The sequence below is a fragment of the Pseudomonas sp. Irchel 3H7 genome (assembly GCF_900187605.1).
Taxonomy (GTDB): Bacteria; Pseudomonadota; Gammaproteobacteria; order Pseudomonadales; family Pseudomonadaceae; genus Aquipseudomonas.
Window position 1 is genome coordinate 390,713 of record NZ_FYEA01000004.1, and the last position, 23,363, is coordinate 414,075.

General features: G+C 59.3%; 21 protein-coding genes and 1 pseudogene. 9 read left to right on the forward strand and 13 right to left on the reverse strand.

Annotated elements, in window-relative coordinates; translation table 11 throughout:
• Positions 1-18: 18 nt before the first annotated feature.
• The 3 genes from mreD to mreB all read right to left on the reverse strand — a co-directional run bounded on the left by mreD (position 19) and on the right by mreB (position 2,831).
• Positions 19-510 carry a rod shape-determining protein MreD gene (mreD, locus tag CKW38_RS10310; RefSeq protein ID WP_077571118.1) on the reverse strand — a complete coding sequence of 164 codons (492 nt, stop codon included), beginning with the start codon at positions 508-510 and terminating at the stop codon, positions 19-21.
• Positions 510-1,652, reverse strand: coding sequence for a rod shape-determining protein MreC (mreC, locus tag CKW38_RS10315; protein WP_081498748.1), 1,143 nt, complete (start codon positions 1,650-1,652; stop codon positions 510-512). The genes mreD and mreC overlap by 1 nt, the downstream gene beginning before the upstream one ends.
• 141 nt (positions 1,653-1,793) lie before the next feature.
• Entirely contained in the window at positions 1,794-2,831 is a 1,038-nt protein-coding gene (gene mreB / locus CKW38_RS10320; protein WP_002555108.1) for a rod shape-determining protein MreB, read from the reverse strand.
• A gap of 211 nt (positions 2,832-3,042) precedes the next feature.
• On the opposite strand from mreB, the gene gatC reads away from it, so the two are divergent.
• From gatC to CKW38_RS10350, 6 genes are all read left to right on the forward strand, one after another.
• Positions 3,043-3,330, forward strand: a complete 288-nt coding sequence (gene gatC, locus CKW38_RS10325) for an Asp-tRNA(Asn)/Glu-tRNA(Gln) amidotransferase subunit GatC (protein ID WP_007915356.1) — start codon at positions 3,043-3,045, stop codon at positions 3,328-3,330.
• A 16-nt stretch (positions 3,331-3,346) separates the two neighbouring features.
• A complete protein-coding gene (gatA, locus tag CKW38_RS10330; RefSeq protein WP_095112681.1) occupies positions 3,347-4,798 on the forward strand; it encodes an Asp-tRNA(Asn)/Glu-tRNA(Gln) amidotransferase subunit GatA in 1,452 nt (483 codons plus the stop codon).
• Between the two features lie 10 nt (positions 4,799-4,808).
• Positions 4,809-6,254 carry an Asp-tRNA(Asn)/Glu-tRNA(Gln) amidotransferase subunit GatB gene (gene gatB, locus CKW38_RS10335; RefSeq protein WP_007915352.1) on the forward strand — a complete coding sequence of 482 codons (1,446 nt, stop codon included), beginning with the start codon at positions 4,809-4,811 and terminating at the stop codon, positions 6,252-6,254.
• A gap of 145 nt (positions 6,255-6,399) precedes the next feature.
• A complete protein-coding gene (locus CKW38_RS10340; RefSeq protein WP_095112682.1) occupies positions 6,400-6,774 on the forward strand; it encodes a septal ring lytic transglycosylase RlpA family protein in 375 nt (124 codons plus the stop codon).
• Between the two features lie 46 nt (positions 6,775-6,820).
• Positions 6,821-7,882, forward strand: coding sequence for a calcium/sodium antiporter (locus CKW38_RS10345; protein ID WP_095112683.1), 1,062 nt, complete (start codon positions 6,821-6,823; stop codon positions 7,880-7,882).
• Positions 7,879-8,256, forward strand: a complete 378-nt coding sequence (locus CKW38_RS10350) for a carboxymuconolactone decarboxylase family protein (RefSeq protein ID WP_007915345.1) — start codon at positions 7,879-7,881, stop codon at positions 8,254-8,256. Before CKW38_RS10345 ends, CKW38_RS10350 begins: the two co-directional genes overlap by 4 nt.
• An 83-nt stretch (positions 8,257-8,339) precedes the next feature.
• Here the strand turns inward: CKW38_RS10350 and CKW38_RS10355 are convergent, their stop codons facing one another.
• The 5 genes and pseudogenes from CKW38_RS10355 to kdgD all read right to left on the reverse strand — a co-directional run bounded on the left by CKW38_RS10355 (position 8,340) and on the right by kdgD (position 15,448).
• Positions 8,340-9,281 carry an AEC family transporter gene (locus tag CKW38_RS10355; protein WP_007915344.1) on the reverse strand — a complete coding sequence of 314 codons (942 nt, stop codon included), beginning with the start codon at positions 9,279-9,281 and terminating at the stop codon, positions 8,340-8,342.
• Between the two features lie 646 nt (positions 9,282-9,927).
• Positions 9,928-11,481, reverse strand: a complete 1,554-nt coding sequence (garD, locus tag CKW38_RS10360; RefSeq protein ID WP_077571106.1) for a galactarate dehydratase — start codon at positions 11,479-11,481, stop codon at positions 9,928-9,930.
• Between the two features lie 11 nt (positions 11,482-11,492).
• Positions 11,493-12,884 (reverse strand): annotated as a pseudogene (locus CKW38_RS10365) (MFS transporter); the annotation flags it as partial.
• Between the two features lie 131 nt (positions 12,885-13,015).
• On the reverse strand, positions 13,016-14,461 hold the full coding sequence (locus CKW38_RS10370) for an aldehyde dehydrogenase family protein (RefSeq protein ID WP_095112685.1): 1,446 nt from the start codon (positions 14,459-14,461) through the stop codon (positions 13,016-13,018).
• 75 nt (positions 14,462-14,536) lie between these two features.
• Entirely contained in the window at positions 14,537-15,448 is a 912-nt protein-coding gene (gene kdgD, locus CKW38_RS10375) for a 5-dehydro-4-deoxyglucarate dehydratase (protein ID WP_007915340.1), read from the reverse strand.
• A 297-nt stretch (positions 15,449-15,745) separates the two neighbouring features.
• Between kdgD and CKW38_RS10380 the strand changes: the two genes are divergently transcribed.
• Both CKW38_RS10380 and CKW38_RS10385 read left to right on the forward strand, forming a co-directional pair.
• Positions 15,746-16,126 (forward strand): hypothetical protein, encoded by a 381-nt coding sequence (locus tag CKW38_RS10380; RefSeq protein WP_095112686.1) that lies wholly within the window; start codon positions 15,746-15,748, stop codon positions 16,124-16,126.
• A 207-nt stretch (positions 16,127-16,333) separates the two neighbouring features.
• Positions 16,334-16,696 carry a hypothetical protein gene (locus CKW38_RS10385; RefSeq protein ID WP_095112687.1) on the forward strand — a complete coding sequence of 121 codons (363 nt, stop codon included), beginning with the start codon at positions 16,334-16,336 and terminating at the stop codon, positions 16,694-16,696.
• Between the two features lie 6 nt (positions 16,697-16,702).
• On the opposite strand, the gene CKW38_RS10390 is transcribed toward CKW38_RS10385, so the two are convergent.
• The 4 genes from CKW38_RS10390 to CKW38_RS10405 form a co-directional block, all read right to left on the reverse strand.
• The gene (locus tag CKW38_RS10390; protein ID WP_176472316.1) at positions 16,703-17,449 is read right to left on the reverse strand and encodes a FadR/GntR family transcriptional regulator; all 747 of its coding nucleotides are present in this window, start codon (positions 17,447-17,449) and stop codon (positions 16,703-16,705) included.
• 191 nt (positions 17,450-17,640) lie between these two features.
• Positions 17,641-19,368 (reverse strand): ABC transporter ATP-binding protein/permease, encoded by a 1,728-nt coding sequence (locus CKW38_RS10395; RefSeq protein WP_095112688.1) that lies wholly within the window; start codon positions 19,366-19,368, stop codon positions 17,641-17,643.
• A 96-nt stretch (positions 19,369-19,464) separates the two neighbouring features.
• A complete protein-coding gene (locus CKW38_RS10400) occupies positions 19,465-20,025 on the reverse strand; it encodes a response regulator transcription factor (protein ID WP_003221630.1) in 561 nt (186 codons plus the stop codon).
• Positions 20,018-21,280 (reverse strand): ATP-binding protein, encoded by a 1,263-nt coding sequence (locus CKW38_RS10405; RefSeq protein WP_007915316.1) that lies wholly within the window; start codon positions 21,278-21,280, stop codon positions 20,018-20,020. Before CKW38_RS10405 ends, CKW38_RS10400 begins: the two co-directional genes overlap by 8 nt.
• 317 nt (positions 21,281-21,597) lie before the next feature.
• Here CKW38_RS10405 and CKW38_RS10410 point away from each other — a divergent pair, with 317 nt between their 5' ends.
• Positions 21,598-22,314, forward strand: a complete 717-nt coding sequence (locus CKW38_RS10410; RefSeq protein WP_095112689.1) for an SIMPL domain-containing protein — start codon at positions 21,598-21,600, stop codon at positions 22,312-22,314.
• 169 nt (positions 22,315-22,483) lie between these two features.
• On the opposite strand, the gene CKW38_RS10415 is transcribed toward CKW38_RS10410, so the two are convergent.
• The gene (locus tag CKW38_RS10415; RefSeq protein WP_256588361.1) at positions 22,484-22,849 is read right to left on the reverse strand and encodes a DUF6124 family protein; all 366 of its coding nucleotides are present in this window, start codon (positions 22,847-22,849) and stop codon (positions 22,484-22,486) included.
• Positions 22,850-23,363 lie beyond the last annotated feature (514 nt).

Genomic DNA, 23,363 nt, shown 5'->3' on the forward strand with positions numbered 1-23,363 from the left:
GTGCCCTGCTTCACCGGCTCAATTGATTTTGTAGCGTCGGCGCAATCCGCGTAGGGCAAAGCTGACCCAAGGCCAGAGCAAGGCACTGACCAGCGCCGGAAGTACCAGCGCCAGGGTCGGCTGACGATTACCGGTCAACGCGCTGAGCCACAATTGCACCAGCTGCGCGAGGCCGAAAATCACCAGAATTACCAGGCATTGCTGCCACATCGGGAACATTCGCAGGCGTTGTTGCAATGAGAGCACGAGGAAGGTGATCAGTGTCAGGATCAATGCGTTCTGCCCAAGCAGCGTGCCGTAGAGCACATCTTCAGCCAGTCCGAGGCAAAACGCTGTGACCATGCCGACCGTTTGCGGCATGTACAGTGCCCAGAATGTCAGGAGCAGCGCCAGCCACAGCGGACGCAGAATTTCCATGAACTGCGGCAACGGCGAGACACTGAGCAACATGCCGATGAGAAACGTCAGCCAGACAATCCAGCCGTTTCGCGATGCGGTAGCCCCGACCATTATTCTTGTCTCCCGGTTGTCGCCGGTGCACTGACAGGCGGTTTGACCGCAGGTCGCGCAGCAGGCTGGGCAGCTGGAGGTTTGGTTGCCGCCGGCGTAGCTGCCGGTGGTTTAGCAGGCGCAGGCGGTTTACTGGCAGCGGGTTTGGCCGGTGTGGCGCTGGCTGCAGCGGTCGGTGCGGCAGGTGTTGCGGGCGTCGGAGCAGCCGCCGCAGGCACAGTCACGGACTTCGGCACAGTGGCCGGAATAATCGGACCACCGCCAAAGGCATCAAGATTTTCCTGCGCTTGCGCGGCATCGTTGGCGCGCTCTTCGGCGGTGCGGTTGTCGCTGAATACCAACAACAGGTAACGGCTGCGGTTGAGTGCGGCAGTCGGCACGGCGCGGACAATCGCGAACGGCTGGCCGGAATCGTGGATCACTTCCTTCACCGTGGCGACCGGGTAACCGGCCGGGAAGCGCTGGCCAAGGCCGGAGCTGACCAGCAGATCGCCCTCTTTGATATCGGCCGTGTCAGCGACGTGACGCAACTCCAGACGCTCCGGGTTGCCGGTGCCACTGGCAATCGCGCGCAGACCGTTACGGTTAACCTGTACTGGAATGCTGTGGGTGGTATCGGTCAACAGCAATACACGGGAAGTGTAAGGCATCAACTCGACCACCTGGCCCATCAAGCCGCGTGCATCGAGCACCGGTTGACCCAGCACCACGCCATCGCGCTCACCCTTATTGATGATGATGCGATGAGTGAAGGGATTGGGGTCCATACCAATCAACTCGGCCACTTCGACCTTTTCATTGACCAGCGCAGAGGAATTGAGCAACTCGCGCAGCCGAACGTTCTGCTCGGTAAGGGCGGCAAGCTTCTGCATGCGACCCTGATACAGCAGGTTTTCGGTCTTGAGTTTTTCGTTTTCGGCGACCAGTTCGGTGCGACTGCCGAATTGACTGGCAATCCCTTCCCAGAGCCGTCCGGGCAGGTCGGTAATCCAGTAGGCGTCCATCAACACCAGCGACGCTTGTTTGCGCGCGGGCTTGAGCAAGTCGAAGCGGGCATCGACCACCATCAGCGCGACCGACAGCACGGCCAGCACCAACAGGCGCACACCCAACGAAGGGCCTTTGGCGAAAAGCGGTTTAATAAGCCGCTCCTCCCAGGCAAATGTTCTGTTTATTCATACGGCATCAAACCGGCCTGGATGAAGACTGACAGAAGATAAACGCCAACAGGCAGCACTGCAAAGTGCTGCCTGCGCGCTCACCCACGTATTGCACTCGGCGACTTATTCGCTCGAGAGCAGATCCATGGTGTGCTTATCCATCATTTCCAATGCACGGCCACCGCCGCGAGCAACACAGGTCAGCGGATCTTCGGCAACGATGACTGGCAGACCGGTTTCCTGGGCCAGCAACTTGTCGAGATCACGCAGCAGCGCGCCACCACCGGTCAGCACCAGGCCACGCTCGGCGATGTCGGAAGCCAGTTCCGGCGGCGATTGCTCCAGCGCGCTTTTCACAGCCTGAACGATGGTAGCCAGAGACTCTTGCAGAGCTTCCAGCACTTCGTTGGAGTTCAGGGTGAATGCGCGTGGAACGCCTTCGGCCAGGTTGCGACCGCGAACGTCGACTTCGCGAACTTCGCCGCCCGGGTAGGCCGTGCCGATTTCCTGCTTGATGCGCTCAGCGGTGGATTCACCGATCAGGCTGCCGTAGTTACGACGCACGTAGGTGATGATCGCTTCGTCGAAGCGGTCGCCGCCAACGCGCACGGATTCGGCATAGACCACACCGTTCAGGGAGATCAGCGCGATTTCAGTGGTACCACCACCGATATCCACGACCATCGAACCGCGTGCTTCTTCGACCGGCAGGCCGGCACCGATCGCAGCAGCCATCGGCTCTTCGATCAGGAACACTTCACGGGCACCGGCGCCAAGGGCCGATTCACGGATGGCACGACGCTCAACCTGAGTGGATTTGCATGGAACGCAGATCAGCACACGAGGGCTAGGCTGCAGAAAGCTGTTTTCGTGAACCTTGTTAATAAAGTATTGCAGCATCTTTTCGCAGACGCTGAAGTCGGCGATCACGCCGTCCTTCATCGGACGAATGGCAGCAATGTTGCCCGGCGTACGGCCGAGCATGCGCTTGGCCTCGGTGCCGACAGCAACGACACTTTTCTGGTTACCGTGTGTCCGAATGGCCACAACCGATGGCTCATTCAGGACGATACCGCGCTCGCGCACGTAAATAAGGGTGTTGGCAGTGCCCAGGTCAATGGAAAGATCGCTGGAAAACATGCCACGCAGTTTCTTGAACATGGGAAAGGGACCCTAGGCAACGCGTGGGTAAAAAAGTGCGGCAAACTCTAACAACGACAGGGATTTTGGGCAAGGCGCCAATATGTTAAATTGGCCGCTTTTCTGTGCACCAAGCCCCACAATCGCGGCCTTATGACCGTAGAAGTGCGGTAGTGTTCCGACAATCTAACACACGGACGCCGTCCGTTCTGTTTTCCACAGGAGAATCCCGATGGCGCTAGAACGCTCCGACGTGGAAAAAATCGCTCATCTGGCCTGCCTTGGCCTCAATGATGCCGATCTTCCACACATTACTTCCGCTCTCAACAGCATTCTCGGTCTGGTCGACGAAATGCAGGCTGTTAATACCGACGGAATCGAGCCTCTGGCCCACCCGCTGGAAGCCAGTCAGCGCCTGCGCGCCGACGTCGTGACCGAGAGCAATCACCGCGAGGCCTACCAGTCCATCGCACCAGCGGTCGAAAACGGCCTGTATCTGGTTCCGAAAGTCATCGACTAAAGGGAAAGAGCCTGCAATGCATCAAATGACTCTGGCCGAGATCGCCCGCGGTCTCGCCGATAAAAAGTTTTCCTCCGAAGAGCTGACCAAAGTCCTGCTGGCGCGCATTACCCAGCTTGATCCGCAGCTCAACAGTTTCATCAGCCTCACCGAAGAGCTGGCCATCGAGCAGGCGAAAGCCGCCGATGCCCGCCGCGCCAACGGTGAGAGCGGCGCCCTGCTCGGTGCGCCGATCGCTCACAAAGACTTGTTCTGCACCCAGGGCATTCGCACCAGCTGCGGCTCGAAGATGCTCGACAATTTCAAAGCCCCGTACGACGCTACTGTCGTCGCGAAGCTGGCCGCTGCCGGTGCCGTGACCCTGGGCAAGACCAACATGGACGAATTCGCCATGGGTTCGGCCAACGAGTCGAGCTGGTACGGCGCGGTGAAAAACCCGTGGAACCTGGAGCACGTACCGGGCGGTTCGTCCGGCGGTTCGGCGGCGGCGGTTGCTGCTCGTCTGTTGCCAGCGGCGACGGCCACCGACACTGGCGGTTCGATTCGTCAGCCGGCGGCATTCACCAACCTCACCGGCCTGAAACCGACTTACGGTCGCGTTTCGCGCTGGGGCATGATCGCTTACGCCTCCAGCCTCGATCAGGGTGGCCCGTTGGCGCGCACGGCCGAAGACTGCGCGATTTTGTTGCAAGGTATGGCTGGCTTCGATCAGAACGACTCCACCAGCATCGATGAGCCGGTGCCGGATTACTCCGCCAGCCTCAACGAATCGCTGCAAGGCCTGCGCATCGGCGTACCGAAGGAATACTTCAGCGCCGGTCTCGACCCGCGCATCGCCGAGCTAATTCAGAACAGCATCAAAGAGCTGCAGAAGCTCGGTGCGGTGATCAAGGAAATCAGCCTGCCGAACATGCAGCACGCGATTCCTGCCTACTACGTGATCGCGCCGGCAGAAGCCTCCTCGAACCTGTCGCGTTTTGACGGCGTGCGTTTCGGTCATCGCTGCGAGCACCCGAAAGACCTGATCGACCTGTACAAGCGCTCCCGTGGCGAAGGCTTCGGCGCGGAAGTCCAGCGCCGGATCATGGTCGGTGCCTACGCGCTGTCCGCCGGTTACTACGACGCCTACTACCTGAAAGCGCAGAAGATCCGTCGCCTGGTGAAGAACGATTTCATGGCTGCCTTTAATGAAGTCGACATCATCCTCGGCCCGACCACGCCGAACCCGGCCTGGAAGCTTGGCACCAAGAACAGCGACCCGGTCGCTGCTTATCTGGAAGACGTCTACACCATCACCGCCAACCTCGCCGGCCTGCCGGGCCTGTCGATGCCCGCCGGTTTTGTCGACGGTCTGCCGGTTGGCGTGCAGTTGCTCGCGCCGTATTTCCAGGAAGGCCGTTTGCTCAATGTTGCGCACCAGTATCAGTTGAACACTGACTGGCACACCCGCACCCCAACCGGCTTCTGAGGAGACACACATGCAATGGGAAGTCGTGATCGGGCTGGAGATTCACACTCAGCTCACTACCCGGTCGAAAATCTTTTCCGGTAGTTCCACCACATTCGGTTCCGAGCCGAATACCCAGGCCAGCCTGATCGACCTGGGCATGCCCGGCGTTCTGCCGGTGCTGAACCAGGAAGCGGTGCGTATGGCGGTGATGTTCGGTCTGGCGATTGACGCCGAGATCGGTCAGCACAACGTGTTCGCGCGTAAAAACTATTTCTACCCGGATCTGCCGAAGGGCTACCAGATCAGCCAGATGGAATTGCCGATTGTCGGCAAGGGTCACCTGGACATCGCCCTCGAAGACGGCACGGTCAAACGTGTCGGCATCACCCGCGCGCATCTGGAAGAAGACGCCGGCAAGAGCCTGCACGAAGAGTTCAACGGTGCCACCGGCATCGACCTGAACCGTGCTGGCACGCCGCTGCTGGAAATCGTTTCCGAGCCGGACATGCGCAGTGCCAAGGAAGCCGTGGCTTACGTCAAGGCGATCCACGCGCTGGTACGTTATCTGGGTATTTGCGACGGCAACATGGCCGAAGGCTCGCTGCGTTGCGACTGCAACGTGTCGATCCGTCCGAAAGGCCAGGTTGAATTCGGCACGCGCTGCGAGATCAAGAACGTCAACTCGTTCCGCTTCATCGAGAAGGCGATCAACTCCGAGATCCAGCGTCAGATCGAGCTGATCGAAGACGGCGGCAAAGTGATCCAGCAGACCCGTCTGTACGATCCGAACAAGGACGAGACCCGTCCGATGCGTTCGAAAGAGGAAGCCAACGACTACCGTTACTTCCCCGATCCGGACCTGCTGCCGGTGGTCATCGAAGAGTCGTTCCTCGGCGAAGTGCGCGCCACCCTGCCGGAACTGCCTCCGCAGAAACGCGAGCGCTTCCAGAGCCAGTTCGGTCTGTCGGCGTACGACGCCAACGTGCTGGCCACCAGCCGTGAGCAAGCGGACTACTTCGAGAAAGTCGCAGCCATCGGCGGCGACGCCAAACTGGCGGCGAACTGGGTGATGGTCGAGTTGGGCAGCCTGCTCAACAAGCAAGGCCTGGACATCGACGAGTCGCCGGTTTCCGCTGAACTGTTGGGCGGCATGCTGCAACGCATCAAGGACAACACCATCTCCGGCAAGATTGCCAAAGTGGTGTTCGAAGCGATGGCCAACGGCGAAGGCAGCGCGGACGAGATCATCGAAAAACGCGGCCTGAAGCAAGTGACCGACAGCGGCGCGATCTCGGCCGTACTGGACGAAATGCTCGCGGCTAACGCCGAGCAGGTTGAACAGTATCGTGCGGCGGATGAAGCCAAACGCGGCAAGATGTTCGGCTTCTTCGTCGGCCAGGCGATGAAAGCGTCGAAAGGCAAAGCCAACCCGCAGCAGGTGAACGAACTGCTGAAAAGCAAGCTCGAAGGCTGATTCCGGCCCCGCGCTCGGGGATCGTTCCCACGCTCTGCGTGGGAATGCCGCCCCGGACGCTCCGCGTCCATTGCGGTGTGACGCAGAGCGTCACGGGATGCATTCCCACGCTGGAGCGTGGGAACGATCACTTTGGAGTATCTGAATGAAACGTCTGCTCGGCGCCTGCGCCCTGCTCTCCTTGCTGGCCGGTTGCGCCAGCACCGATATCATCGACCCGCACGGTTACGACCAGACCGGCGTCGCCTCCTATTACGGTGCCAAGCACCACGGTAAACGCACCGCCAGTGGCGAGCCGTTCAACCAGAATTCCCTGACCGCCGCCCATCGCCAGTTACCCTTCGGCACACGGGTGAAGGTCACCAACCTGAAAAACGATGAATCCGTCGTGGTCCGCATCAATGACCGTGGCCCGCATACCCGTGGACGCCTGATCGACGTGTCCCGCGAGGCTGCCGAACAACTCGGCATGCTGCGCAGCGGCACCGCACGGGTTCGCGTGCAGGCCCTCGACGACTGATGGAGCGCTGACCATTTTCGGATTAGCCGACTTACCCCTGATCAGCGTGATCGAACTGCTCGCCGGCCTGTGCCTGCTGATCTTCGGCGCAGAGCTGATGGTGCGTGCGGCGGTGCGTCTGGCGGCGCGTCTGCATGTGCGGCCGCTGATCATCGGTCTGACCATCGTCGCCCTCGGCAGCAGTGCGCCGCAAATGGCCGTCAGTCTTCAAGCGGCACTGGCGCATAACCCGGACATTGCCGTTGGCAGCGTAGTCGGCAGCAGCATCTTCAACATCCTTGTCACCCTCGGCCTTTCCGCGCTGATCATTCCTCTGCGCGTTTCGCGGCAATTGGTGCGCCTCGATATTCCGCTGATGATCGGCGCCAGCCTGCTGGTGTTCGTATTGGCCTGGAACGAAGAGATCGGGCGTTTCGACGGCATCCTGCTGTTGGCCGCATTGGCGCTGTATCTCGGCTTGCTGCTGCGCCAGTCACGACACTCGACGCGGCCGCACACGGAGCGCATTGAAACAAGCCAAGCGTCGTGGATCGGCAGTTCGCTGATGATCATCGTCGGTTTGGCGATGCTGGTATTTGCCGGGCACCTTTTGCTCGGAGCTGCCGTGGTGGTGGCAACTGATCTTGGATTTTCCGAGCGTGTCATTGGCCTGACCGTTGTCGCTGTCGGCACCTCGCTGCCGGAACTGGCGACCTCGCTGATCGCCGCACTGCGCGGGCAACGGGATATTGCCGTCGGCAACGTGATCGGTGCCAACCTGTTTAATCTGCTCGGGGTACTCGGCCTGACCGCATTGATCGCGCCGACGCCGCTGTCGGTGTCGCCGAACGCACTGGATTTCGATCTGCCGGTGATGCTCGGCGTCGCCGCGCTGTGCCTGCCGGTGTTTTATTCCGGTTACCGCGTGACGCGAGCCGAAGGTCTGTTGCTGCTCGGTTTGTATCTGGCGTACGGGCTGCACGTGGTGTCGTTCACCACCGGCATGCCCCTGGCCGGCAAGCTTGAGCGAATGATGTTGTTTTATGTCCTGCCAACGCTGCTGACGTTCTTGTTGTTCACGTCGATACGCGCCTGGCGCCGCCAGCACCACAAGAGGGATATGCCATGACCGAATCGAAGAAGTCCGGGGTTGAAGTCCGCCGTCAGGTAATGGGCGATGCGTTTGTTGATCGCGCCTTGGGCAACGCCACCGAGTTCACTCAACCGTTGCAGGATTTCGTCAATGAACACGCTTGGGGCGGTGTGTGGAATCGCGAAGGTCTGCCGCTGAAAACCCGCAGCCTGATCACCCTCGCCGCCCTGACGGCACTGAAGTGCCCGCAGGAATTGAAAGGCCATGTGCGCGGTGCGCTGAACAATGGCTGCACGGTGGACGAGATTCGTGAGGCGTTGCTGCATTGCGCGGTGTATGCCGGCGTGCCGGCGGCGATTGATGCGTTTCGCGCGGCGCAGGAAGTGATCGACAGTTACGAGAAAAGCTAAAAGATCGCAGCCTGCGGCAGCTCCTACATGGAAATGCGGTCTCCTGTAGGAGCTGCCGCAGCTGCGATCTTTTGATCTTGCCTTTATATCCACCCACCCCACTGCAAAACAAAGATCCCGACATTGGTGGTGATCGCCGCCATCAACGTGGTCATCACGATAATCGCCGCCGCCAGTTCATGATTGCCCTGCGCCGCCCGGGCCATGACAAAACTTGCCGCCGCCGTCGGGCTGCCGAAGTACAAAAACAGAATCCCCAATTCCGCGCCGCGAAAACCCCACAACCACGCTCCCAGCGTTGCCAGCACCGGCAACCCGATCATCTTCACCAGGCTGGAACTGAGCGCCATGCTGCCGCTCTTGCGCAACGCCGCCAGCGACAGCGTGCCGCCAATGCAGATCAACGCCAGCGGCAAGGTGGTCTGCGCCAGATACTGACCGGAGGTCTCCAGCCATCCCGGCAAACCGATCTTGAAATAGGCAAACGGCGCCGCCGCAATCACGCTGATGATCAGCGGATTGCTGAACACGCTTTTGCAGATGCTCCACGGATCGGACTTGATCACCGGGCTGTACACCGCCAGCACGATGGTCGACAGCGTGTTGTAAAACAGGATCACCAGCGCCGCGAGAATCGCCCCGAGGGAAATCCCGTAATCGCCATACATGCTCGCCGCCAGTGCCAAACCGATGACGCCGTTGTTGCCGCGAAACGCGCCTTGGGTATAGATGCCGCGATCTTCGCGCGGGCAACGGAAAATCGCCCACCCCCAGGCCAGGGCAAAGCTCACCAGCGTGGCGAGGGAGAAGTAGATCAGCAAGGACGGTTGCAACGCGGCGTGCAGATCGGCATGCAGAATGCCGAGGAACAGCAGCGCCGGCATGGTGACGTTGAACACCAGCGACGAAGCGGTGTGAATGAAGTTGTCGTTGATCCAGTCGATGCGCTTGAGCAGCACACCGAGAAACAGCATGGCAAACACCGGCGCGGTGATGTTCAGGGTTTCGAGGAAGATTGCCAGCATGCCGGGGAGCCTTGGGTGAGCGTCGTTAGGGGGCTAATGATAAGCCAAAAGCTTGAAAAGCCCCTCACCCTAACCCTCTCCCCGAGGGAGAGGGGACTGACCGAGGTGTTTTGCGGCATACATCGACCTGCAAGACCGAGTCGATTATGGATTCGGCAAAGCACTTTCAAGTCGATGTACTTCTAAAATATCTCCGGATCGGCTCCCTCTCCCCGAGGGAGAGGGGACTGACCGAGGTGTCTTGTGTCATACATCGACCTGCAAGACCGAGTCGATTATGGATTCGGCAAAGCACTTTCAAGTCGATGTACTTCTAAAATATCTCCGGATCGGCTCTTTCTCCCCGAGGGAGAGGGGACTGACCGAGGTGTCTTGTGTCATACATCGACCTGCAAGACCGAGTCGATTATGGATTCGGCAAAGCACTTTCAAGTCGATGTACTTCTAAAATATCTCCGGATCGGCTCCCTCTCCCCGAGGGAGAGGGGACTGACCGAGGTGTCTTGTGTCATACATCGACCTGCAAGACCGAGTCGATTATGGATTCGGCAAAGCACTTTCAAGTCGATGTACTTCTAAAATATCTCCGGATCGGCCCCCTCTCCCCCCGGGAGAGGGCTGGGGTGAGGGCCGAGCCGGTCACGCATCAAGTAATCGGCGCCGGGTTAAACAACGTAATGTCGTTATGCAGCTTGTGCTTCTCCGCCCACGTCTGCTGTTTGCCGCTGGCAACATCCAGGTAGTAGTGGAACAACTCCCAACCCAGTTCCTCGATCGTCGCGCGCCCGGTCGCAATCCTTCCGGCGTCGATATCAATCAGATCAGGCCAGCGCTGCGCCAATTCCGTCCGCGTCGATACCTTCACCACCGGCGCCATCGCCAAACCATACGGCGTACCCCGCCCGGTGGTGAACACATGCAAGTTCATCCCCGCCGCCAACTGCAACGTCCCGCAAACAAAATCACTCGCCGGCGTTGCACAGAAAATCAAACCCTTCTGCTTGAACCGCTCGCCCGGGCCGAGCACGCCGTTGATTGCGCTGCTGCCGGATTTGACGATCGAACCCAGCGACTTCTCGACAATGTTCGACAGCCCGCCCTTCTTGTTGCCCGGCGTGGTGTTGGCGCTGCGATCCGCTTCACCCTTGGCCAGGTAACGGTCGTACCAGTCCATCTCGCGCACCAGTTCCTCGGCGACGGTTTTGCTTTCGGCGCGTGAAGTCAGCAGGTAAATCGCATCGCGCACTTCGGTGACTTCGGAAAACATCACCGTCGCCCCTGCACGCAACAACAAGTCCGAGGCATAACCCAGCGCCGGGTTGGCGGTGATCCCGGAGAACGCATCGCTGCCGCCACACTGCATGCCGAGGATCAACTCGGACGCCGGCACGGTTTCGCGGCGGCGCTGGTCGAGCTTCTTCAAACGGACCTCAGCCAATTCCATGATCTGCTCGATCATCTCGGTGAAGCCGTGACTGGAATCCTGCAAGCGATACAGCCACGGATCGCTGAGATCCACCGAAGCATCGTCTTCGTGCATCACCTGCCCGGCCTGCAATTTCTCGCAACCGAGGCTGATCACCAACGCCTCGCCACCGAGGTTCGGATTACGCGCCAGATTGCGCACGGTGCGAATCGGGATGTAAGCGTCGGTGGCAGTAATCGCCACGCCGCAGCCATAACTGTGGGTCAGCGCCACGACGTCATCGACATGCGGGTACTTCGGCAGCAGCTCTTCCTTGATGCGTTTTACCGCGTGATCAAGCACGCCGGTGACGCACTGCACGGTCGTAGTGATCCCGAGAATATTGCGCGTGCCGACGGTGCCGTCAGCGTTGCGATAGCCCTCGAAGGTGAAGCCTTCCAGCGGTGCCTGCGCGTCCGGCACCTCGGTGGACAGCGGCAAGCTGTCCAGCGGCGGCGCGGTCGGCATGCGCAGTTGATCTTCCTTGACCCAACTGCCACGGCGAATCGGCTGCAATGCGTAGCCGATCACCTGACCGTAGCGAATCACCTGGCCGCCCTCGGGAATGTCTTCGAGGGTGACCTTGTGGCTCTGCGGCACAAATTCCAGCGTCACCAGGCCATCGGCAAACTCAGTGCCGGCCGGTGCGCCCTGGTCGTTGACCACGACCACCACATTGTCCCGCTCGTGCAGGCGGATGTGGCGCGGCGAGTCGGAATGTTCAATCAACTGCATGACGCCGCTCCTCAGGAATGCGCTTGGGACAATTTACCGCTGGCTTCAACACCGCCGTTGGCTGGCGGCTCTTTGAGTACCACACGTTTGATCGGGCCAACGATGACCAGATAGCTGAACACCGCGACCAGTGCGTTGGCACCGACGAACACCAGCGCCCATTTGAACGAACCGGTGGAGCTGATGATGTAGCCAATCACGATCGGCGTGGTGATCGAAGCAATGTTGCCGAAAGTGTTGAACAGGCCACCGCTCAGACCGGCGATCTGTTTTGGCGAAGTGTCGGAAACCACCGCCCAACCCAGCGCGCCAACGCCTTTGCCGAAGAAGGCCAGGGCCATGAAGCCAACCACCATCCATTCCACTTCAACATAGTTGCAGGCAACGATACTGCTGGAAACCAGCAGGCCGGCAATGATCGGCGCTTTGCGCGCGAAGGTCAGCGAGTGGCCCTTGCGCAGCAGGTAATCGGAAATCACCCCGCCGAGCACCCCACCGATAAAGCCGCAGATTGCCGGCAACGAGGCGATGAAACCAGCCTTGAGAATGGTCATGCCACGCTCTTGCACCAGATACACCGGGAACCAGGTCAGGAAGAAATAGGTGATGCCATTGATGCAGTACTGGCCCAGATACACGCCGAGCATCATGCGGTTGGTCAGCAGCTGACGGATGTAATCCCACTTCGGACCGTCGGACTTTTTGCCCTTCTGATCGATGTCGACCATGCCGCCGTTTTCAGCGATGTGTTTGAACTCGGCTTCGTTGATACGCGGGTGTTCACGCGGACTGTAGATCACTTTCAGCCAGACCAGCGAGAAGATGATCCCGAGAATCCCCATAACGATAAACACGTGCTCCCAACCGAAGGAATACACGATCCAGCCCATCAGCGGTGCGAACAACACGGTGGCAAAGTATTGCGCCGAGTTGAAGATCGCCGAAGCGGTGCCGCGTTCAGCGGTCGGGAACCATGCGGCGACGATACGCGCGTTGCCGGGGAACGAAGGCGCTTCAGCCAGACCGACGAGGAAACGCAGCATGAACAGCGCAACGATGGCGGTGGACATGCCGAATTCACCGACAAAGCCTTGCAGCACGGTGAACAGCGACCAGGTGAAAATGCTCAGGGCATAGACTTTTTTCGAGCCGAAGCGATCGAGCAGCCAGCCACCGGGAATTTGCCCGGCCACGTAGGCCCAACCGAATGCGGAGAAGATATAGCCGAGGGTGACTGCGTCGATGCCCAGATCTTTTTGCAGGCTGGAGCCGGCAATGGCGATCGTGGCACGGTCGGCGTAGTTGATCGTGGTCACCAGAAACAGCATGAGCAGGATCAAATAGCGGACGTGAGTCGGCTTGGACGATTGCATGTAGAGGTACTCCCACTGATTATTTTTATGCGCGGGTGAATCTTCTTTGGTCTTGCATCTATTCCCTGTAGGAGCTGCCGAAGGCTCGGGCCGCGATCGGACGATCTTTTGATCTTAAAAGATCGCAGCCTTCGGCAGCTCCTACAGGGTTATTGCGTTTATCAGGAGCCGATGTAGCTGGTTTTCACCACGGTGTAGAACTCTTGCGCATAACGGCCTTGCTCACGTGATCCATAGGATGAACCTTTACGGCCACCGAACGGAACGTGGTAATCGACGCCAGCGGTCGGCAAGTTGACCATCACCATCCCGGCTTGCGAGTGACGTTTGAAGTGGTTGGCGTACTTCAGCGAAGTGGTCGCAATACCCGCCGACAGACCGAACTCGGTGTCGTTGGCCATCGCCAGCGCCGCGTCGTAATCGGCCACGCGAACAATGTTGGCCACCGGGCCAAAGATCTCTTCGCGGCTGATGCGCATCGACGCTTCACTGTCGGCAAACAGCGTTGGCGCGAGGAAGTAGCCTTCGGTATCGCAGGTCACCAGACCACCACCGCTGACCAGACGCGCACCTTCGGACTGGCCGATGTCGATGTACTTCATGTCCTGTTCCAGCTGCGCCTGGGAAACCACTGGACCGATGTCGGTGCCGGATTTCAGGGCGTGGCCGACCTTGATCGACTTCATGCGCTCGGCCATGGCTTCAACGAACTTGTCGTGAATCCCGGCGGTGACGATCAAGCGGCTCGACGCTGTGCAACGCTGGCCGGTGGAGTAGAACGCGCTCTGCACCGACAGCTCGACCGCTTGCTTGAGGTCGGCGTCATCGAGAATGATCTGCGGGTTCTTGCCGCCCATTTCCAGCTGAATCTTGGCCTGGCGCGAGACGCAGTTGACCGCGATCTGACGACCCACGCCCACCGAACCGGTGAAGCTGATGCCGTCGACTTTCGGGCTCTGCACCAAGGCATCACCGACCACACGGCCGCTGCCCATCACCAGATTGAACACGCCGGCCGGGAAGCCTGCGCGGGAGATGATTTCCGCCAGTGCCCAAGCGCAACCCGGCACCAGATCGGCGGGCTTCAACACCACGCAGTTGCCGTAGGCCAACGCCGGAGCAATCTTCCACGCCGGAATCGCAATCGGGAAATTCCACGGGGTGATCAGACCGACCACGCCCAGTGCTTCGCGGGTCACTTCGACGTTGACGCCCGGACGCACCGACGGCACGTAGTCGCCGGACAGACGCAGGCATTCACCAGCGAAGAACTTGAAGATGTTACCGGCGCGGGTCACTTCGCCGATGGCTTCGGGCAGAGTCTTGCCCTCTTCGCGGGCCAGCAAGGTGCCGAGTTCTTCGCGACGGGCGAGAATTTCCGTGCCGACTTTATCCAGCGAATCGTGACGGGCTTGAATGCCCGAAGTCGAGTACGCCGGGAATGCCGCGCGAGCAGCGTCGATGGCGGCGTGAACCTGAGTCAGGTCAGCCTTGGCATAGTCGCCGATGGTGTCGCTCAGTTCCGACGGGTTGATGTTGGCCGAGTAGTCGGCACCGGCAACCCATTCGCCGTTGATGTAGTTGTCGTAGCGTTTTGCAGTTGTCACAGGGGCAGCCCTCAAATCTCAAAGCCTTCACGCAAAAAGCCGCTGATTGCTCAGCGGCCTCGCTTTTATCGGGTGTTACTGCGCACCTTGCTTGTCGATCAGCGCGGCGAGCATTTCGTACTCTTCGCCAGTCAGGTCGGTCAGCGGTGCCCGCACCGGGCCTGCGTCATAGCCAGCGATTTTCGCGCCTGCCTTAACGATGCTCACGGCATAACCGGCCTTGCGGTTGCGGATGTCGAGGTACGGCAGGAAGAAGTCGTCGATGATCTTGCCGACGGTGGCGTGATCTTCTCGAGCGATCGCGTGGTAGAAGTCCATCGCGGTTTTCGGGATGAAGTTGAACACCGCCGAGGAGTAAACCGGCACGCCCAACGCCTTGTAGGCTGCGGCGTAGACTTCGGCGGTCGGCAGACCACCCAGGTAGCTGAAGCGATCACCGAGGCGGCGACGGATCGACACCATCAACTCGATATCGCCCAGACCATCCTTGTAGCCGATCAGGTTCGGGCAGCGCTCGGCCAGACGTTCCAGCAGCGGTGCGTTGAGGCGGCAAACGTTGCGGTTGTAGACGACCACGCCGATGTTGACCGATTTACACACGGCTTCAACGTGAGCGGCAACACCATCCTGGCTCGCTTCGGTCAGGTAGTGCGGCAGCAGCAACAGACCTTTGGCGCCCAGACGCTCGGCTTCTTGAGCGTATTCGATGGCCTGACGAGTCGAACCACCGACACCGGCTAGGATCGGCACACTCGTTGCGCAAGTGTCGACGGCAGTCTTGATGATTTCCGAGTATTCGCTGGCGGCGAGGGAGAAGAACTCACCAGTGCCACCGGCGGCGAACAAGGCTGAAGCGCCATACGGAGCCAGCCATTCCAGGCGTTTGATATAGCCCGCGCGGTTGAAATCGCCCTGCGCGTTGAAATCGGTCACCGGGAAAGACAGCAGGCCGGCAGAGAGGATGGACTTCAGTTCTTGTGGATTCATTATTCGAACACCCTGGTAGCAACGTTTTTTGTGAGTTGATCGTTCAGCCTTCGCTGAAGTTGTAGGTCATCGTACAACTTAAAAGATAACCGTCAACTGCATTTCATCGTTGTGGGTGGTTTTTTGTCGGACAAAAGTGTTTAAGCCCTAGCGCGAATTCTCGCAAAGGCCCGTGATTACTGGGTTCGATTGCAGAAACGTCTGGTCAAGATTCGTTTACTGAGCGCCGTTGCTACGCCGCGTAATGTGTGACGACCGCCACGAAGTATCGTGGCGGATCACTCGAAGGAACCCGAAATGTCCACGAATTACGCTGCTCCGACTCTCTCGAAAATGGCTGCTCAGTCCTCCTGCACCCTCACGCTTCAGCTATCGACGCTGCCTGATGTCTTGATCGTACAAGTCCCGGATTCCAGCGATTTTCCGGCGAACTGGAGCGTCTACCCGATTCTCGGCGGCGACCCGGAAGAGCCGGAATGGATTGGTGAAGAAGTGGACACGGGCACTTGGGACGATGCCGAGGACGAGATGGAAAAGCTCACGGGGATCGAGTTGCAGATACCTAAAGAGGCGCTGCGGCCGTACCTGAACAGGGTGGTTGAACTGCGCTACAAGTTTTGCGACGAGTCGAGCATGGAGCCGTTTTCGGAAGTGTTGAGGTTGCGGATCGAAACTTGATCATGATTTTCGATTGACCAGCTCACAACGCTTTGGCACAGGCGCTTCGCGTGATAACCGTTCGTCGAGACTGGTATTTCGTACAGGTGCGTAAGAATGGGTATTCCTGAGCTAATGACTTCAGGAGATAACAAACCGACTCCGATCGTAGTGTGTCATCACTACGCGATTGCAAAGGTTTGATTGGTTATAAAAGGAATTTCGATCATGAATGTTCAAGTAAAAGCCCTCGCTACCCCCCGCCTCCGCGAAGCCATCGAGCACAATGGAGAGTTCACACTCTACGTTCACAACCTGGTTGATCCTGCCCACGGCGAAGTCCAGTCATATCCAAATGTTAGCAAGGGAGACAAGATCACATTCAAGGTCAGCACTTCCACAGGGAATGAATACAGCTGGGAACTTGCCGTAGGGTCACCCGCCGATGCTCCATTTGTATTCGAGATCCCGAAAAAGATATTTGCAGAAAAGATCGTACCAAGTGCCACCGCTAAATTGAGTTATAGCGTGCAGACCTCGTCAGGTAATACGGCTGAGTCTCCGGAGCTGCGGGTTTACCTCAAACACTAATAAATACTAACCCTGCGCCTGCGCCTCTTCATGGGCCTGGCGCAGTCTTTCACGGCTGTTGGTCAGGTGCAGACGCATCGCCGCACGCGCTGCATCGGAATCCTGACGGGCAATCGCGTCGTAGATTTCTTCGTGCTCACGGCTCAGGCGACTCATGTAGTGCTGTTGATCATCATGGGCCAATCGCGCCGAATTCAGCCGCGTACGCGGAATGATACTGGTGCCCAGGTGGGTCATGATGTCGGTGAAGTAGCGGTTGCCGGTGGACAGGGCGATTTCCAGGTGGAAAGCAAAGTCCGACGCCACAGCATCACTGGCATGGGCAGCGCTTTCATTAAGCGCATCGAGCGCGGCGCGCATGGTCGCCAGTTGCTCGGCGCTGCGACGTTGCGCGGCAAGGCCGGCAGATTCGACTTCGAGGCTGATGCGCAATTCGAGGATGGCCAGAACATCACGCAGGGTGACGACGGTGGCCGGATCGATACGGAAACCGCTCGGACTTGGCGTGTCGAGTACGAAGGTGCCGATGCCGTGGCGAGTTTCCACTTGGCCGGCTGCCTGCAAACGGGAAATCGCCTCGCGCACCACGGTGCGGCTGACGCCATGGGCTTCCATGATCGCCGACTCGGTAGGCAATTTGTCACCGCGTTTAAGCAGGCCATCGCGGATCTGCTCGCTCAGCACCGTCACCAGTTCCTGGGCCAGACTGCGGCGCTTGCGCGGGAGACGCGGGGTGTCGATCAGGTTTTCCATGGTGTGCATCTAGTCTCGAAAATTCGGCTTGTGGGCATCATAGCTCAAGCGGGTTGTACGATCACTTTCCATTTCCATACAAAACCTGTGGGAGCTGGCTTGCCAGCGATGAGGCCATACCTGTCGATGAAGATGTCGACTAAACCGACGCCATCGCTGGCAAGCCAGCTCCCACATGGGATGTGTGTTGATCAGGCAGTCACGGTCTGTTCAACCAAATGGCCGCTGTCGATCCGCACATGCCGTGGATGGAAGCGTTTCAGACTGCTACGATGGCCGACGCTGACAATGCTCAGCCCCGGTATCTGATCAATCAACGCCTGATACAGCGTCGCTTCATCTTCCTCGTCCATCGCCGAAGTCGCCTCGTCCATGTACAACCACTGCGGTGCGTAAAGCAGCGCACGGGCGAAGGCCAAGCGTTGCTGTTCACCCGGCGAGAGCATGCGTTGCCAGTGATTGGCCTCGTCCAGCCGCGCGACCAGATGCGGCAAACGGCAGGTTTCCAGCACTTGTGCATAACGTTCAGACGCGTAGGTGTCACCCGGTTGTGGATAACTCAGTGCCTCGCGCAGGGTGCCGATCGGCAGATACGGCTTTTGCGGCAGGAACAGATACCGCGCCGCCGGCAAGCGGATGTTGCCGTGCCCCCCCGGCCACAAATGCCCCATCGCCCGCAACAGCGTCGACTTGCCGCTGCCGGAACGGCCGCTGAGCATGACCCGATCACCCGGCTCCACGGTCATGTCGGCATTGGTCAACAGATGACGACCATCGGCCAGGTCCAGACCAAGGTTATGCACCTGCAGTTCGCTGCCCTGATTCTGCACGTCGATCGCCGGGGTGCGCTCTTCGTTGTCGGTCATGGCCTGGCGGAAACTCAGCAAACGATCACAGGTTGCGCGCCACGCGGCCAGATCCGAATACGCACTGATGAACCAGCTGAAATTCTCCTGCACGTTGCCGAATGCCGAGTTGATTTGCATCAGCTCACCCAGTTCGATCTTGCCCGCCAGATAACGTGGGGCCGCGACGATGAACGGGAAGATGATTGCGATCTGGCCGTAGCCGGAAGTGAAGAACGTAAGGCGCTTGGATACGCGCATGATGTCCCAGAAGTTGTGCCAGACCAGCCCGAAACGGCTGCTCAAACGACGATTTTCGTTCGGTTCACCGTTATACAAGGCGATGCTTTCAGCGTTCTCGCGCACGCGCACCATGGAGAAACGCAGGTCTGCTTCGAAACGTTGTTGCTGGTTGTTCAGGCCGATCAAGCGTCGACCGATCAGGTGCGTCAGCCAACTGCCGACGGCGGCATAAATCAGCGCACACCAGAACATGTAGCCGGGAATCTCGATGCCGAACACTTCGATGCTGCCGGAAACGCCCCACAAAATGATCGAGAACGACACCAGACTGACCACCGTGCGAATCAGCCCGAGGCCAAGGCTCAGGGTGTTGGCGGTAAAGGTGTTGAGGTCTTCGGAAATCCGCTGGTCGGGGTTATCGGTGTAACCGCCCTGCTCCAGCTGATAGTAGTTCTTGTGGCCGAGCCAGCGCTTGAAGTGGTTCTCGGTCAGCCACGCCCGCCAGCGAATCGTCAGCATCTGCGTCAGGTACAGGCGATACACCGCGCCGAGAATCGCCACCGTGGCGATGCCGCAGAAATACAGGATCAACTGCCAGAACGCCGCTTCGTCCTTCTTTTGCAGAGCGTTGTAAAAATCCTTGTACCAACTGTTGATCCACACCGAGATCGCCACGCTGAACAGCGACAACGCGATCACGGCAATCAGCAATGTCCAGGCCTTGCCCTTCTCTTCGCTGCGCCAGTAAGGCGTGGTCATCGCCCACACTTTACGAAAAAACTGCCCGCGCACAGCATCGTTGACCGCGGAATATTCAGCGTTCTGATTCATGGATAAGGCTCGATATAGAAAAGAACAGACACGCACCGATCATAGATGATCGGTGCGTTTTATCGCGAGGGCTGGCGATAGTCGTTCAGCGCAGGTTCAGCGACGAACCGGGCGCTTCTGCAGTTTGCGCTGCAGGGTGCGGCGGTGCATGCCCAGGGCACGGGCAGTGGCGGAGATGTTGCCTTCGTGTTCGGTGAGCACACGCTGGATGTGTTCCCATTGCAGGCGGTCAACCGACATCGGGTTTTCCGGCACCAGACTGTCGAGATCAGCATGCTCGGAGAGCAACGCGGCCAGCACGTCGTCGGCGTCGGCCGGTTTGCACAGGTAGTTGCAGGCGCCGCGCTTGATCGCTTCGACTGCGGTGGCAATGCTCGAATATCCGGTGAGAATCACCACGCGCATTTCCGGGTCCAGCTCCAGCAACTTGGGCAGCAGTACCAGACCGGAATCGCCGTCCATTTTCAGATCGAGCGCAGCGTAATCAGGCAGATCGGCCTGGGCGATGGTCAGGCCTTCTTCGGCGGAACCGGCGGTGCTGACGCGAAAGCCACGGCGAGCCATGGCACGGGCCATGACGCGGGTGAAGGTTGCGTCGTCGTCGACCAGCAGCAAATGCGGCAGTTCTTCGCCTTCGACTTGGATTTCGTCACTCATGTTGGTCTCCTCGGGCGCCGTGGGGCAGGCGCAGCTCGGTGAGCGTGCCGCCTTCCTCATGACTATAGAGTTTCACTGAGCCGCCGGCGCGTGTCACGCTGGCCTTGCTCAAAAACAGGCCCAGGCCGAAACCTTTGCCCTTGGTGGTAAAAAACGGTTTGCCGATCTGCTCAGCGATGGCCAGCGGCACGCCGGCGCCGTGGTCACGAATGCTGATGGTCAGGTTCTCGACGTCCCAGTCCAGGGTCACTTTGAGGTTTTCCGGGCAGGCATCGGCGGCGTTGTTGAGCAGATTCAGCAAGGCCTGGGTCAGATCCGGCGGCGGCGCCATGCGCGGCACGGTGCCTTGGCCGAGACGGTGGAAGCGATAACTGGCCTCCGGACGCATCAGGTGCCAGCGGTTCAGCGCTTCATCGAGCCAGTCGGTGACGTCCTGCATCTCGACCGCCAGACGCCGGTTGGCTTCAGCGGCGCGCACCAGTTGCTGCAAGGTTTCTTTGCAGAGTTTGACCTGATCCTGCAGCACCTTCAGGTCGTCCTGCAGCATCGGGTCGGGATGGTCCTGCTGCATTTCCTTGAGCAACACGCTCATGGTCGCCAGCGGTGTGCCCAGTTCATGGGCGGCGCCAGCGGCCTGGGTGGCGACGGCGAGCAATTGCTGATCACGCAGGCCTTCTTCACGGCGGATAGCGCGTAATTCTTCCTGACGGCGCAGCTCCTCAGCCATACGCGCGGCGAAGAAGGTGATCACCGCCGCGGCGAGCGCGAAGCTCAGCCACATGCCGTAGATCTGCAGATTCTCGCGGGCGACCGGCAGGGTTTCCAGCGGATAGAACCGCGTCAGCATCACCGTGTACAGCGCCAGCGCGATGCCGGAGAGGATCACCGAATAGCGCCACGGCAGTGTCACCGCGGCGATGGTCAGCGGTACCAGATAATAGGAAACAAACGGGTTGGTCGAACCGCCGGAGAAGTACAGCAGCGCACTGTGGATCACCAGATCGCAGGCCAGTTGCAGCGCATATTCGAGTTCGGTCACTGGCCACGAGGTACGCAAACGCACCGCGGTAAACACGCAGAGCAGCGTCGAGCAGCCAAGGGTCATTGCCAGTTGCACCCACGGCAACGGCAGCAGTTGCAGCCAGTAGGCCAGGCCTACAGAACCGGCCTGCGCGGCGAGCACCAGAGTGCGAATAAAAGTCAGCCGCCAGAGGTTCTGGCGAGTGGCGGAAGTCAATTGTACGGGGGCGAGCATGAGCTCTCCTGATGAGCGCTCCAGGCGGATCGCACGGAGTATAACCAAGCCACGGCCTTGAGAGGCGAAAGTGCGGCAAACGACCACATGGCGAAGACATCTTCGGCGGCTATAAGGGCCTCTTCGCGAGCATGCTCGCTCCCACAGGGGGGAATGCATTTCAAAGGTGGCAGCGAGCCTGCTCGCGAAGGGCTGCACAGCTGACCCGCCGATGTGTATAGAAGTTGTAACTGGGCGAACCGGATCATAAAAGCTAGAGTCTGATGGTTTCACGCAGGCCCCCGAACCATCACCTGCGCCCTCATCAAGGAGCTTTCATGCACACATTCCGCCGCAGCGCCGCCCTTCTCGCCCTGACCGTCGGCAGCATCGCCAGCCTTCCGGCCCTGGCCGCCGATGAGCTGCACTACAACCAGATTTCCCTGCGCGCCGAAGTCAGCACGGAAGTCGCCCGCGACCTGATGATCGTCACCCTCTACACCGAAGAGCAAAACACCGACCCGGCCAAACTCGCCGCCGACGTCAGCACCACCATGAACAAGGCATTGGCCCAGGCCAAGCAAGTCAAAGACATCACCTTGCGCCAAGGCAGCCGCAACAGTTACCCGATCTACGACACCAAAGGCCAGAAGATCACCGGCTGGCGTGAACGCGCCGAACTGCGCCTGGAAAGCTCTGACTTCGCCGCCCTGTCCAAACTCACCGGCGAACTGCTGGGCGACCTGAAAATGGGCGGCATGGACTTCGCCATCGCCGACCCGACCCGCAAGGCCAGCGAAGACCAGTTGCTCAAAGAAGCCGTGACCGCCTTCAAAAACCGCGCGCAACTGGCCACCGATGCACTGGGCGGCAAGGGTTACAAAATCGTCAACCTGAACCTCAACAGCAACGGTTATCCACAACCGTACCTGCGCGCACCGATGATGATGAAAGCGGCGGCGATGGACTCGGCGCCAGTGACGCCAGAAGTTGAAGCGGGTACCAGCCAGGTCAGCATGACCGCCGATGGCTCGATTGAAGTGTTGATGCAGTGATTTGAAGAGGGCTGAATGAAAAACCGCCGATCTGTGAAGGGTCGGCGGTTTTTTGTGCCTGGATTTTGTGGTGAATGTTCCGCCGCCATCGCGAGCAGGCTCACTCCTACAGTTTGGAATGCGCTCCCTTGTAGGAGTGAGCCTGCTCGCGAAGAACGATAACGCGGTCTCAGGTCTGCGGATCAACCCGATCCAGCGCCCGATTCACCGCCAACTCGGCCAGCATGATGATCTGCTGAATCGCCAACGCCGTATTACGCTCGGGCCGGCCCAGTTGATCGGCAAAGTTACCGGTTAACGTGTTCGCCGACGCCAGTGATTCACAGGCATGCGCCAGCAGGCTTTCGGTGTCGATGTTTGGCTGGATCAGGAACATCGTGCTGGGTTGCCGGGGCTTGACCGGGTCGGGGCTGAGATAGAAATCCAGGGCGCGTTTGATGGCTTCGCGGGTTTTGATCTGGTCGTCGGCGCGGATGGCTTCTTCGAGTGGGGATGTGGGATCGATAGGGGGATCGGGGACAATTTTATCTTTCATGAAAATCTGCTCGTCATTCGAGCCGCCCTTAGCCATTTCTCACGTGGCAAAGGGTGGCAGCTATGTGCGGAGTGAGAAACCGGTGAGCAGAAAACCGGCCAGACCGAAGTCTGCCCGCACACAGCCGCCATAAGGCATTGCGACGGCTAATAAACCGGCCGCAATTATGGTCTTACTGGTGCTAGTTTCAAGCTCGGCGGGTTCTCACACCCGATCACTGAACATTCAGCGACACCCAGAGCCTAGAGAGCGCACGTCCGACGGACAACCTGAAAACCTTGTGGGAAGGTTCTGGTTATCTGACACAGATTTAAACAGCCAAAAGCCAACCCTCACCCTAGCCCTCTCCCAGAGGGAGAGGGGACTGACCGTGGTGTTTGGGAGAGTTGCAGTGGTCAACTAATTCCGGACACCTCGATAGGTGGTTTTGACGCCATCGCCCGCTCGTAAACGGTCGGTGGCAGATATCCCAGTTTCGAGTGCAGCCGTTCGTTGTTGTAAAACCCAACGATGT

Bases quoted from the DNA above. Each gene is read 5' to 3' on its own strand.
- CKW38_RS10405 (WP_007915316.1), bottom strand. From the start codon at position 21,280: ATGCTCGCCCCCGTACAATTGACTTCCGCCACTCGCCAGAACCTCTGG.
- gatB (WP_007915352.1), top strand. From the start codon at position 4,809: ATGCAATGGGAAGTCGTGATCGGGCTGGAGATTCACACTCAGCTCACT.
- CKW38_RS10390 (WP_176472316.1), bottom strand. From the start codon at position 17,449: ATGGAAAACCTGATCGACACCCCGCGTCTCCCGCGCAAGCGCCGCAGT.
- CKW38_RS10355 (WP_007915344.1), bottom strand. From the start codon at position 9,281: ATGCTGGCAATCTTCCTCGAAACCCTGAACATCACCGCGCCGGTGTTT.
- CKW38_RS10410 (WP_095112689.1), top strand. From the start codon at position 21,598: ATGCACACATTCCGCCGCAGCGCCGCCCTTCTCGCCCTGACCGTCGGC.
- gatA (WP_095112681.1), top strand. From the start codon at position 3,347: ATGCATCAAATGACTCTGGCCGAGATCGCCCGCGGTCTCGCCGATAAA.
- CKW38_RS10415 (WP_256588361.1), bottom strand. From the start codon at position 22,849: ATGAAAGATAAAATTGTCCCCGATCCCCCTATCGATCCCACATCCCCA.
- CKW38_RS10400 (WP_003221630.1), bottom strand. From the start codon at position 20,025: ATGAGTGACGAAATCCAAGTCGAAGGCGAAGAACTGCCGCATTTGCTG.
- garD (WP_077571106.1), bottom strand. From the start codon at position 11,481: ATGCAGTTGATTGAACATTCCGACTCGCCGCGCCACATCCGCCTGCAC.
- mreB (WP_002555108.1), bottom strand. From the start codon at position 2,831: ATGTTCAAGAAACTGCGTGGCATGTTTTCCAGCGATCTTTCCATTGAC.
- gatC (WP_007915356.1), top strand. From the start codon at position 3,043: ATGGCGCTAGAACGCTCCGACGTGGAAAAAATCGCTCATCTGGCCTGC.
- mreD (WP_077571118.1), bottom strand. From the start codon at position 510: ATGGTCGGGGCTACCGCATCGCGAAACGGCTGGATTGTCTGGCTGACG.
- CKW38_RS10350 (WP_007915345.1), top strand. From the start codon at position 7,879: ATGACCGAATCGAAGAAGTCCGGGGTTGAAGTCCGCCGTCAGGTAATG.
- kdgD (WP_007915340.1), bottom strand. From the start codon at position 15,448: ATGAATCCACAAGAACTGAAGTCCATCCTCTCTGCCGGCCTGCTGTCT.
- CKW38_RS10395 (WP_095112688.1), bottom strand. From the start codon at position 19,368: ATGAATCAGAACGCTGAATATTCCGCGGTCAACGATGCTGTGCGCGGG.
- CKW38_RS10380 (WP_095112686.1), top strand. From the start codon at position 15,746: ATGTCCACGAATTACGCTGCTCCGACTCTCTCGAAAATGGCTGCTCAG.
- CKW38_RS10385 (WP_095112687.1), top strand. From the start codon at position 16,334: ATGAATGTTCAAGTAAAAGCCCTCGCTACCCCCCGCCTCCGCGAAGCC.
- CKW38_RS10340 (WP_095112682.1), top strand. From the start codon at position 6,400: ATGAAACGTCTGCTCGGCGCCTGCGCCCTGCTCTCCTTGCTGGCCGGT.